Annotated in this window: 10 protein-coding genes; 2 read left to right on the forward strand and 8 right to left on the reverse strand. The window is 61.4% G+C overall.

Annotated elements, in window-relative coordinates; all coding sequences use genetic code 11:
- Positions 1-8: 8 nt before the first annotated feature.
- From APH41_RS17475 to dibA, 6 genes are all read right to left on the reverse strand, one after another.
- Positions 9-977, reverse strand: a complete 969-nt coding sequence (locus tag APH41_RS17475) for a sulfate/molybdate ABC transporter ATP-binding protein (protein ID WP_054920355.1) — start codon at positions 975-977, stop codon at positions 9-11.
- Positions 978-980: 3 nt separating this feature from the next.
- The gene (gene cysW / locus APH41_RS17480) at positions 981-1,853 is read right to left on the reverse strand and encodes a sulfate ABC transporter permease subunit CysW (RefSeq protein ID WP_054920357.1); all 873 of its coding nucleotides are present in this window, start codon (positions 1,851-1,853) and stop codon (positions 981-983) included.
- Positions 1,854-1,866: 13 nt separating this feature from the next.
- The gene (gene cysT / locus APH41_RS17485; protein WP_032894195.1) at positions 1,867-2,685 is read right to left on the reverse strand and encodes a sulfate ABC transporter permease subunit CysT; all 819 of its coding nucleotides are present in this window, start codon (positions 2,683-2,685) and stop codon (positions 1,867-1,869) included.
- A gap of 194 nt (positions 2,686-2,879) precedes the next feature.
- Positions 2,880-3,890, reverse strand: a complete 1,011-nt coding sequence (locus APH41_RS17490) for a sulfate ABC transporter substrate-binding protein (protein WP_014716420.1) — start codon at positions 3,888-3,890, stop codon at positions 2,880-2,882.
- 64 nt (positions 3,891-3,954) lie between these two features.
- Entirely contained in the window at positions 3,955-4,137 is a 183-nt protein-coding gene (oscA, locus tag APH41_RS17495) for a sulfur starvation response protein OscA (RefSeq protein WP_003170956.1), read from the reverse strand.
- Between the two features lie 296 nt (positions 4,138-4,433).
- A complete protein-coding gene (gene dibA / locus APH41_RS17500; protein ID WP_054920359.1) occupies positions 4,434-6,350 on the reverse strand; it encodes a phosphodiesterase DibA in 1,917 nt (638 codons plus the stop codon).
- 166 nt (positions 6,351-6,516) lie between these two features.
- On the opposite strand from dibA, the gene desA reads away from it, so the two are divergent.
- Together desA and APH41_RS17510 are read left to right on the forward strand one after the other, a co-directional pair.
- On the forward strand, positions 6,517-7,701 hold the full coding sequence (gene desA / locus APH41_RS17505) for a delta-9 fatty acid desaturase DesA (RefSeq protein WP_032894197.1): 1,185 nt from the start codon (positions 6,517-6,519) through the stop codon (positions 7,699-7,701).
- Positions 7,702-7,889: 188 nt separating this feature from the next.
- Complete coding sequence (locus APH41_RS17510; protein ID WP_054920361.1) at positions 7,890-8,891, forward strand: sensor domain-containing diguanylate cyclase; 1,002 nt, start codon at positions 7,890-7,892, stop codon at positions 8,889-8,891.
- 141 nt (positions 8,892-9,032) lie between these two features.
- On the opposite strand, the gene APH41_RS17515 is transcribed toward APH41_RS17510, so the two are convergent.
- Together APH41_RS17515 and APH41_RS29195 are read right to left on the reverse strand one after the other, a co-directional pair.
- Positions 9,033-10,235, reverse strand: coding sequence for an HDOD domain-containing protein (locus tag APH41_RS17515; RefSeq protein ID WP_054896819.1), 1,203 nt, complete (start codon positions 10,233-10,235; stop codon positions 9,033-9,035).
- The coding region (locus APH41_RS29195) for a hypothetical protein (protein ID WP_218187866.1) at positions 10,232-10,426 on the reverse strand (195 nt) is incomplete at its 5' end. The genes APH41_RS17515 and APH41_RS29195, both read right to left, overlap by 4 nt.

Raw genomic sequence — 10,426 nt, forward strand, 5'->3', positions numbered from 1 at the left:
GGTGACGCTCAGGTTTTGGGTTTGAAGAACAGGGTCTCGCCCCGCGCCAGGCCGGTGAGGCTGTCATGGTCTTTCACCACTTCGGCCTCGATCAATTCACTCTGGCCTTCAACCTTCAAGGTCACGCGAGTGGTCGCGCCCAACGGCCGAATATCCCGCACTTGCGCCGCATGGTGATCTTCCAGTTCATGGCGTGACAACGACACTTCGTGGGGGCGGAACAGCAGGTGCTTGTCTTCGCCCAAATGCAGGCGGTTGGAGTCACCCAGGAAGTGGTACACAAAATCGCTGGCCGGGTTTTCGTAGACGTCGCCCGGTGAACCGATCTGCTCGATCACGCCCTTGTTCATCACCACGATACGGTCGGCGACTTCCATGGCCTCCTCCTGGTCGTGGGTCACGAAGACCGAGGTCAGGTTGATGTCTTCGTGCAGGCGCGCCAGCCAGCGGCGCAGTTCTTTACGCACCTTGGCGTCGAGGGCGCCGAAGGGTTCGTCGAGCAGCAACACCTTGGGCTCCACCGCCAGGGCGCGGGCCAGGGCGATACGCTGGCGCTGGCCACCGGAGAGTTGTTCCGGGTAACGGTCCGACAACCAATCAAGCTGCACCATGTTCAGCAGTTCATGAACCTTGCTGGCGATCTGGCTTTCGGTGGGGCGTTGGTTTTTCGGCTTCATGCGCAGGCCGAAAGCGACGTTGTCGAACACGGTCATATGGCGGAACAGCGCGTAGTGCTGGAACACAAAGCCCACGTTGCGATCACGCACATCGTGGCCGGAGACGTCTTCGCCATGGAACACAATGTTGCCGGCATCCGGGGTTTCCAGGCCGGCGATGATGCGCAGCAACGTGGTCTTGCCGCAGCCGGACGGGCCCAGCAACGCCACCAGCTCGCCACTCTGGATATCCAGGTTGATGCTGTCCAGGGCCTTGAAGGCGTTGAAATTTTTGCTGACATTACGGACTTCGATCGACATGACTTATTCCTCACCCGCGCTGTTGCGCAGGCGGTTGATTCGGTTCTCGCTCCACTGCTTGAGCAGCAGGATGAAGAGCGCCAGGATCAGCAACAGGCTGGCCACCGCAAACGCGGCAACGTGGTTGTATTCGTTGTAGAGAATCTCGACATGCAGCGGCAGCGTGTTGGTGACGCCGCGAATGTGGCCGGACACCACCGACACCGCGCCGAACTCGCCCATGGCCCGCGCCGTACACAGCACCACGCCGTAGATCAGGCCCCACTTGATGTTCGGCACGGTGACATGCCAGAACATCTGCCAGCCATTGGCGCCCAGCAGGCGTGCGGCTTCTTCTTCCTGGGTGCCCTGCTCCTGCATCAGCGGGATCAGCTCACGGGCCACGAACGGCACGGTGACGAAGATGGTCGCCAGCACGATGCCCGGCAGGGCGAACACGATCTGGATGTCGTGGTCTTGCAGCCACGGCCCGAAGAAGCCCTGGGCGCCGAACATCAACACGTATACCAGGCCTGCGATCACCGGCGAAACCGAGAACGGCAGGTCGATCAGCGTGACCAGGATGCTCTTGCCACGGAACGAGTACTTGCTCACGCACCAGGCGGCGCTGACGCCGAACACCAGGTTGAGCGGCACCGAAATCAGCACGGCGATCACCGTGAGTTTCAGCGCCGACAGCGCGTCGGGTTCAAGGATTGCGCTGAAGAACGTGCCGAGGCCGTTCTTCAAGCCCTGGGACACCACCACCAGCAATGGCAGCAGCAGGAACAGCACGAATACCAGCCAGCCAAGGCCGATCAGGATACGTCGCGAGGTCGCGCTGCCACGGCGGGCGGCGTTGGCCGAGGACGCGGCGGAAATAGACGATTGGGACATGTTCCGCGCCTCCTTATGGACGTTCGATGCGCCGCTGCAACAGGTTGATCAGCAGCAGCAAGACAAAGGACACCACCAGCATCAGCACACCAATGGAGGTGGCGCCGCGGTAGTCGTATTGGTCGAGCTTGACCATGATCAGCAAGGGCAGGATTTCGGTTTTCATCGGCATGTTGCCGGCGATGAAGATCACCGAACCGTACTCACCCACGCCTCGGGCAAAGGCCAGGGCGAAGCCGGTCAGCCAGGCGGGCAGCAATGCCGGCACTAGGATGTAGCGGAACACTTGCAACGGCTTGGCGCCGAGGCAGGCAGCGGCCTCTTCGATTTCCCGGGGGATATCGGCCAGTACCGGCTGCACCGTGCGCACCACGAAGGGCAACGTGACGAAGGTCAGCGCCAGGGTGATACCCAGGGGGGTGTAGGCGATCTTGAAGCCCAGGTCCGTGGCGAACTGGCCGACCAGGCCGTTGGGCGCGTACAGCGCCGTCAGCGCGATACCGGCGACGGCGGTGGGCAGGGCGAACGGCAGGTCGATCATCGCGTCGATGACCTTGCGCCCGGGGAAGGTGTAGCGCACCAGCACCCAGGCGAGCAGCGTGCCGATCACACCGTTGATCAGCGCGGCGTACAGCGCGGTGCTGAAGCTCAGCTTCAAGGCCGCCAGTACACGAGGTGCGGAAATGATGTTCCAGAACTGATCCCAGGTGAGTTGAGCGGCGTGTACAAACATCGCCGCCAGCGGGATGAGCACGATCAGGCTGAGGTACACGACGGTGTAGCCCAGCGTCAGCCCGAAGCCGGGTATGACGGGGGAGATACGACGCGACATAAGAGTCCTTGGTTAGCGGAACGGATATGCGTGCGGCCCACTGTGGCGAGGGAGCTTGCTCCCGCTGGGCTGCGAAGCGGCCCCAGAACCAGGCAACCACGATGTACCGTGAGTACCGGTTTTGGGAGTGCTTCGCACTCCAGCGGGAGCAAGCTCCCTCGCCACAACAAGCCCCGCGCAATAGTCGGTGTTGATTATTGCGCCGTGTAGATCTGGTCGAACACACCACCATCATTGAAGAATTTCGGTTGGGCAGTTTTCCAGCCGCCGAAGTCTTTGTCGATAGTCACCAGGTCCAGTTTCGGGAACTGCTGGGCGTATTTGGCGGCGACTTTTTCATCCCGTGGACGGTAGAAGTTCTTCGCCGCAATCTCCTGGCCCGCCGGGCTGTACAGGTGGTTGAGGTACGCCGTGGCGATCTCGGTGTTACCCTTTTTCTCGGCGTTCTTGTCGACCACAGCCACCGGCGGTTCCGCCAGGATCGACAGGGACGGCACGACGATGTCGAACTTGTCGGCGCCGCCGTCTTCCTTCAAGGCCAGGAACGCCTCGTTTTCCCACGCCAGCAGCACGTCACCCTGGCCGTTGTTGACGAAGGTAATGGTAGAACCGCGTGCGCCGGTGTCCAGTATCGGCACGTGCTTGAACAGCTCTTTGACGTATTCCTGGGCCTTGGCTTCGCTGCCGCCTGCCTTGAGGCCGTAGGCCCAGGCGGCGAGGAAGTTCCAGCGTGCACCGCCGGAGGTTTTCGGGTTGGGCGTGATCACCGACACGTCTTTCTTGATCAGGTCGCCCCAGTCCTTGATGCCTTTGGGGTTGCCCTTGCGCACCAGGAACACGATGGTGGAGGTGTATGGGGTGCTGGCGTCCGGCAGGCGGGTCTGCCAGTTCTCCGGCAGGGTCTTGCCCAGCTTGGCGACTTCATCAATGTCACCGGCCAGGGCCAGGGTCACTACGTCGGCGCGCAGGCCGTCAATCACTGCGCGTGCTTGCTTGCCCGAGCCACCGTGGGACTGCTGGATCTTGACGTTGTCGCCGGGGTGGGACTGTTTCCAGAAGCTGGTGAACTCAGCGTTGTAATCCTGGTACAGCTCACGGGTGGGGTCGTACGAGACGTTGAGCAACTCGTAGTCCTTGGCAACGGCGGAACCGGCAAACACGGCACTGGCCAATGCGGCCAAGGCATAACGGCGAATCGACGACATAGAAGCTCCTGAAATTCTTGAGTGTTGGCTTTTCTTGTAATTGCGGGTCTATCGCCGTTCTTGCTCAGCTCGGTTTATTACCGGGGTTCTGCAGACGGAATTTTTCCTTGCGTTCGATCTGTACCACTTGGGCGTTGTGTACGGTGATTTCCACCGCGCCAAACCGCAGATCGCGCAGGGCGCTCTGGATTTCACGCAAAATGGCTGCTTCGTCCTGGCCGTCAACGCTACGTAGAGATGCGCTCATGGTCTCGCTCCTGAAAATGAGTAGTGCCTGGCAGTGGCGGCACTGCTTGCGGCGTGAGGGCGATAGTAGATAAGCGCAGATATTCTTAAAAATACTATTTAAGAATGTTTATATAACCAGAAAGAATTTTCTGATAGGGCATGGGGTTGCGAGGGTTTCCACAGAAAAAACTCCCACGCACAGGCGCCGCAGCCCCCTGTGGGAGCTGGCTTGCCCGCGAAAGCGGTGGTGCAGTAACACATGCAGTGACTGACACACCGCCTTCGCGGGCAAGCCCGGCTCCCACATTGACCGCGTCAGTCCTGGCGGATCAGAGGTGCTCGGGTCCAGTCGATTTCATGAGCCGGCATGGGCCGTCCAAACCAGTACCCCTGGCCCATGTCGCACTCCTGGTCCAGCAGGAACCGCGCCTGTTCCACCTGCTCGATCCCTTCGGCGTGCACCTGCATGCCCATGCTTTTGGCCAGGGCGATCACCACGCGCACAATCGCGGCGTCGTCTTCGTCCCACGGCAAGCCCGCCACAAAGCCCTGGTCGATCTTGAGCTTCTGCACCGGCAGGCGTTTGAGGCGCAACAACGAGGAATAGCCGGTGCCAAAGTCGTCGATCGCCAGGCGCAGGCCCAGTTCGCGCAGGCGGTGCAGTTGCTCCAGTGCGACTTCCGGGTCGTCCATCACTGCGCTCTCGGTGACCTCCAGCTCCAGGAAGGCCGGATCCAGCCCAGTGGTGTGCAGCACTTGGGCCACTTGCTCATACAGCTCGCGCCGGGCAAACAGGCGGCTGGAGACATTGATTGCGATAAAGCTCAGCGGCACGCCGTCGGCCAGCCACTGGCACATTTGGCGGCAGGCCTGGTCCATCACCCACGCATCGATCTCGGCAATCAGCCCGGTGCGTTCGGCGATGGGGATGAACTCGCCCGGGGGTACCAGGCCGCGCTCCGGGTGCTGCCAGCGCACCAGTGCTTCAACGCCGACCAAACGGCTGTCGTGCAGGTCGTGCACCGGCTGGTAATAGACGCGCAGCTCATGTTGGTCGAGGGCGCGACGCAGCTCGCCAGCGATTTCCACCCGATGCTGGGCGTGGGCGGTCAGTTCTTCGGTGTACAACGCGTAGCCTTCGCGCCCGGCGCTCTTGGCCTTGAACAACGCGGAATCGGCGTTGCGCAGCAGTTGCTCGGCGCTCAGGGCGTCACTGGGGAACAGGCTGATACCGATACTGGCGCTGATAAACAGCTGGTTGCCGTCAAAAATGAACGGATCCTTCATGGCGTTGAGCATGCGCTGCGCCAAGGCCGCCGCTTGCACCACCTGCGGGCAGCTTTCTGCCAGCACGGCAAATTCGTCGCCCCCCAGGCGCGCCAGGGTAACCCCCGGCCCAAACAGGCCGCTCAGGCGTTCGGCCACCAGTTTGAGCAACTGATCGCCAACGTTATGGCCGAGGCTGTCGTTGATGATCTTGAAGTGGTCCAGGTCCATCAACAGCAGGGCGCAGCCACGCTTATGCACCTGCGCGGAAGCCAGGGCCTGCTCGGCGCGATCGGTGAACAGCAGGCGGTTGGGCAGGTCGGTGAGCGGGTCGTGATGGGCAAGGTGCGCCAACTCGTGCTCAGAGTTCTTCATGGCGCTGATGTCCGAAAACACCGCCACGTAGTGGCTGACCTTGCCTTGGTCATCGTGAATCACCCGGATGGTTTGCCACTGGGGGTAAACCTCGCCGCTTTTACGGCGGTTCCAGATTTCGCCGCTCCATTCGCCGGTGCTTTCCAGGGCCTGGAACATTTGCTGGTAGAAATGCGCCGAGTGGCGCCCGGACTTGAACAGGCTTGGCCGTTGGCCCATGACGTCCTCGCACTGGTAGCCGGTGATCTCCATGAAAGCGCGGTTAACGTGCACGATCAGCCCTTGGGTATCGGTGACCAGCACCCCTTCGCGGGTGCAATCGAACACCGCAGCGGCCTGGCGCAGGCGCTCGCGGTTCTCTTTCAGGGGTTGTTGCAACGCATGGGCACGGGCAAAACGCCGGCCTATCCAGTAGATGACCAAGGCGCTGAGGCTGACCCACACATAACCGCGCGCCTGCAGCCAGCGCCCCAGCGCCCAAGGTTCATCGATAAAGTTGATTAATAGGTAATTGCTGAGCTGGAGCCAAACGATAGAAACCAGCAGGTACACCAACCCCGCACGTAGGGCACCTCGGTATGAAAACAGCATATGCTTAGTAATCCTTACTAAATAACCAGAATCGCCCTACAAAGGATCAGGATTATAGAGTAGGAAACACTTTGTAAGTCTTATCTGAAACGGTGACTGGTTTTATCTGCAAAGGAAGTGATAATGCGGGTGCTGTTTTTTTCTTTATCTGAGGGCCATACAGCCTATGTGGTACAACGGTTTTCTTGATCTGTCCGCCTGGCAACTGGTGGCAGTCACGCTGTTGATGACCCACGTGACCATTATTGGGGTCACTGTCTATCTGCACCGTTATTCGGCCCATCGCTCGCTCGAGCTCAATGCCGGCCTTAAACACTTCTTCCGCTTCTGGCTGTGGCTGACCACGGCGCAGAACACCCGCGAATGGACCGCCATCCACCGCAAGCACCACGCCAAATGCGAAACCGTCGATGACCCGCACAGCCCGGTGATCAAGGGCTTGTCGACCGTGCTGCGCAAAGGTGCCGAGCTGTACCGCGCCGAGGCGGAAAACCCCGAGACCCTGCGTATCTACGGCAAAAACTGCCCGGACGACTGGATCGAACGCAAGCTTTACACGCGCTACCCGCTGCTGGGCGTGGCGCTCATGGGCGTAATCGACCTGCTGCTGTTCGGCACCATCGGTATCACCATCTGGGCGATCCAGATGATGTGGATTCCGTTCTGGGCCGCAGGCGTGATCAATGGCCTGGGGCATGCCGTGGGCTATCGCAACTTCGAATGCCGTGACGCCGCCACCAACCTGGTGCCGTGGGGCATCATCGTCGGCGGCGAAGAGCTGCACAACAACCACCACACTTACCCCAACTCCGCCAAGCTGTCGGTGAAGAAGTGGGAGTTCGACCTGGGTTGGGCCTGGATAAAAGTGTTCAGCTTCCTGCGCCTGGCCAAGGTGCAGCGCGTGGCCCCCATCGCCCACCGCGTCGAAGGCAAGGGCAGCCTGGACATGGACACCGCCATGGCGATCCTCAACAACCGCTTCCAGATCATGGCCCAATACCGCAAGTTGGTGATTGGCCCGCTGGTCAAGCAGGAGCTGGAGAAGGTCGATCATTCGGTGCGCCACCAGTTCCACCGCGCCAAGCGCCTGCTGTCGCGGGAAACCAGCTTGCTGGAAGACCGCCACCACTTGCGCATCCAGAGCATGCTGGAACACAGCCATGCCCTCACGGTGATCTACGAGAAGCGCCTGGCGCTGCAGCAGATCTGGCTCAAGACCAGTTCCAACGGCCACGACATGCTGGCAGCGATCAAGGAATGGGTGCATGAAGCCGAGGCCAGTGGCATCCAATCCCTGCGCGATTTTGCCCACCAGTTGAAGACTTACTCGTTGCGTCCTACAGCGGCGTGAGGGCGCCGTGGGAGGGTTCGCCCTCCCACGCACTGGCTTTTTGGCGCCATTTTCCGGGCACCGACAATGCATGCTGATCACGGAACTTCACCGCAATTCCCCTCTCTCAAAGAACACTTCGCCATCATGGTGACCCCTTGTAGTGACCGCTTTTGCACCCTGCGGCGCGCCCAGAGAGAGTTGTACCGATGGTTCACGAAAAGCCCAGCCTGCCCGATGTGCCCACCGCAGAGCCGCCGCGCCCGGCCGCGGCGGCGACCCTGTTGGCGCTTATGCATGCTCAAGGTGAAGTCGAGCGGCTGAGTGAGCGTGAGCAACTGCTCAGTTCCCTGCTGGTCAGCGTGAACGCCGTGCTGTGGGCCATCGATTGGGAAACACGCCGTGTGCTGTATGTGAGCCCGGCGTACGAGCGCCTGTTTGGCCGCTCCGCCGGCCTGCTGCTGGCCGACCACCGTGAATGGCGCAACAGCGTCCACCCCGAAGACCTCGACTACGCCGAACACAGCCTGGCCCGTGTGCTGGAACAGGGCGCCGTGGAGGACCGCGAGTACCGCATCATCACCGCTGACGGGCAGATCCGCTGGTTGAGTGACAAGTGCTACATCAACCAGCAGGTGGTGCCCGGTGAAGCGCTGATCGTGGTGGGCATCGCCGAAGACATCACCGAAAAGAAGCAACTTGAGCTGGAACTGCATCGCCTCGCCACCACCGACGTACTGACCCAAAGCAGCAACCGCCGACACTTCTTCGAACTCGCCAACCAGGCCTTCGACAACGCCTGCGTGCAGGGCACCCCGCTGGCGTTCCTGTTGCTGGACATCGATGACTTCAAGGACGTCAACGACACCTACGGCCACCTGGAGGGCGACCAGGTGCTGCGGCGCATCGCGGAAAGCGGTCGCGGGGTATTGCGCCGTGGCGACCTGTTCGGGCGCATTGGCGGCGAAGAATTCGCCGCCGTCCTGCCGGGTTGCCCACCGGAGATGGCCCTGCAGGTGGCCGAGCGGTTGGGCAAGGAAATCCAGGCGTTGGTGTTCAGCTACGAAGGGCATGAATTCAATGTGACCGTCAGCCAGGGCCTGGCCGGCCTGCGCGAAGATGACTCCACCCTCGACAGCCTGTTTGCGCGAGCGGATGCGGCGATGTACGAGGCCAAGCGCCAAGGCAAGAACCGTGTTATCGCCGGGTAACACCGCTTGGCATTTATGCCTTTTTGTAGGAGCGAGCTTGCTCGCGAAAAACTCACAGGCGCCGCGTTTATCCAGGAAGCCCGCGTCATCGTTGACGTTTTTCGCGAGCAAGCTCGCTCCTACATGCGTTCGGTGTGTGTTTCAGGTTTTGCGCACTCGGGTCAGTTCCGACAAGCCGACCTTGAGCAGCCGCGCCGTCTTGCTGCCCGCCAGTTCTTCCAGCCCTTCGTGCTCGGTCAGCCGCGCCATTTGCGCCGCCAGGTTCACCACCAGGGCTTCGCGCGAATACACCCCGCCTTCCAGTGAATAGATCCCTGCGATCAACTGCCGCAACTCCAGCGGCAAGCGCCAACGCGTGCGCAACGCCGAACCGTAGGCAGCGCCAAAAGCGTCGAGGGATTCGCCGATGGCTTCATCATCCAGGGCGCCGCCGCCCTGGCGCCAGTCTTCCAGGCAGCGCAACAAGGCCAGGTCGCCCAAGCGATGCAGGATGCAGGCGCTGTAGCAGCGCTGGTGGTCGAGCTCCAGCATGCGCGCCAGGCGCCGGGCGTAGTCGGCGCTGTCCTGGGACAATTGCCAGTGCCGCTCGGCGTAGGCCACCAGCCCAGGGTCGCCCAACACCACGTTGTGCTTGAGCGCCAGGCCCAGGATGAGGTTCATGCTCTGGCCGGGCACCAACTTATGCAGGGCCTCTGACAGGGTCTGCACTGGCGTGCCGTGGTAGCCGGCGCTGTTGGCGGCGGCGATCAATACGGCGGTGATTTGCGGGTCGCTGTGCACCTGGTCTTCCAACTGCTTGAGGTCCAGGCCTTCGGGCCCCAGGCTGCGTTGCACGGCGGTTTTCACATCCACACGCAACGGCGCCCCATCGCAGACCTCCCGGCGCCGCTCCAGGAAAGCTGGCAAAGTCATGCCTGGCGCCAGGGGTGGAATTTCGCAGTACACGCTTTCGCCTTCATTGAGCAGCAGGTCTTGCAAACGCTGGGTCAGGCTTTCCATGTTCAGCGGGCGGGTCAGGTAGGCGGTGGGCGCCAGGGGCAAGGCTTCGCGCACGCTGGCGCTGTCGTTGCGACTGCTCAGCAAGATAAACGGCAGCGAACGGCGCTTCTGGCGCACGCTGCGCAGCAGACTCAAGCCATCCACGCCCGGCAACTCCCAATCCGCCAGGATCAGGTCATAGGTTTTTTCGCCCAACAGCGTGGCGGCGTGCTGCCCATCGGCGCACACATCCAGCCGTGCGTCACAGCGCACATTCAACAGCACTTGCTTGAGCAGGTCCCGCGACCAAGGGTCTGCTTCGGCGATTAACACTCGGGGTACAGCGGGTAAATCAACAGCAGTCATCCAGCACGCTCCATCGGCAATGCTTGCACCTTAGACAATGCAGGCGCGTGCGTACAATGAAGCAGGCACAAAAAAACCGCCGAAGCGGTTTTTTTGTACGGGCTGTAACCTGTGGCGAGGGAGCTTGCTCCCGCTGGACTGCGCAGCAGTCCCAAATCAAAGAGCGGGGCCGCTTCGCGCCCCAGCGGGAG

It is taken from the genome of Pseudomonas sp. NBRC 111138 (assembly GCF_001320835.1).
Taxonomy (GTDB): Bacteria; Pseudomonadota; Gammaproteobacteria; order Pseudomonadales; family Pseudomonadaceae; genus Aquipseudomonas; species Aquipseudomonas paracarnis.

What these genes read in the sequence shown, in the direction of transcription:
- APH41_RS17510 (WP_054920361.1), top strand. Translation starts at nt 7,890, where the DNA reads ATGGTTCACGAAAAGCCCAGCCTGCCCGATGTGCCCACCGCAGAGCCG.
- dibA (WP_054920359.1), bottom strand. Translation starts at nt 6,350, where the DNA reads ATGCTGTTTTCATACCGAGGTGCCCTACGTGCGGGGTTGGTGTACCTG.
- APH41_RS17515 (WP_054896819.1), bottom strand. Translation starts at nt 10,235, where the DNA reads ATGACTGCTGTTGATTTACCCGCTGTACCCCGAGTGTTAATCGCCGAA.
- oscA (WP_003170956.1), bottom strand. Translation starts at nt 4,137, where the DNA reads ATGAGCGCATCTCTACGTAGCGTTGACGGCCAGGACGAAGCAGCCATT.
- APH41_RS17490 (WP_014716420.1), bottom strand. Translation starts at nt 3,890, where the DNA reads ATGTCGTCGATTCGCCGTTATGCCTTGGCCGCATTGGCCAGTGCCGTG.
- cysT (WP_032894195.1), bottom strand. Translation starts at nt 2,685, where the DNA reads ATGTCGCGTCGTATCTCCCCCGTCATACCCGGCTTCGGGCTGACGCTG.
- desA (WP_032894197.1), top strand. Translation starts at nt 6,517, where the DNA reads ATGTGGTACAACGGTTTTCTTGATCTGTCCGCCTGGCAACTGGTGGCA.
- APH41_RS17475 (WP_054920355.1), bottom strand. Translation starts at nt 977, where the DNA reads ATGTCGATCGAAGTCCGTAATGTCAGCAAAAATTTCAACGCCTTCAAG.
- cysW (WP_054920357.1), bottom strand. Translation starts at nt 1,853, where the DNA reads ATGTCCCAATCGTCTATTTCCGCCGCGTCCTCGGCCAACGCCGCCCGC.